At 58.9% G+C, this 426-nt stretch carries 1 pseudogene; it reads right to left on the minus strand.

The window, feature by feature from the left end:
* A pseudogene (locus R5H29_RS18525) lies at positions 1-341 on the minus strand (IS6-like element IS6100 family transposase); the annotation flags it as partial.
* Positions 342-426: the final 85 nt, after the last annotated feature.

Below are 426 nucleotides of genomic sequence, written 5' to 3' on the forward strand. Positions count from 1 at the left end.
GCTGCCTTGGCGCTGCGGGTCGGCGACAGGTAGAAATCGATCGTGTCGCCCCGCTTGTCGACTGCCCGGTACAGGTAGGTCCACTTGCCCCGCACCTTGACGTAGGTTTCATCCAGGCGCCAGCTCGGATCAAAGCCACGCCGCCAGAACCAGCGCAGCCGCTTCTCCATCTCCGGGGCGTAGCACTGGACCCAGCGATAGATCGTCGTATGGTCGACCGAAATGCCGCGTTCCGCCAGCATTTCCTCAAGGTCGCGATAGCTGATCGGATAGCGACAATACCAGCGCACCGCCCACAGGATAACATCACCCTGGAAATGGCGCCACTTGAAATCCGTCATCGTTCCGTCCGTCCAATCTCCGCCAAGCATGCTCAAGCTTCACGATTTTTGCAACAGAGCCGCCATGTGCAGGTTCATGAGATTA

Source organism: Stenotrophomonas sp. A3_2, from assembly GCF_036624925.1.
Classification (GTDB): Bacteria; Pseudomonadota; Gammaproteobacteria; order Xanthomonadales; family Xanthomonadaceae; genus Stenotrophomonas; species Stenotrophomonas hibiscicola.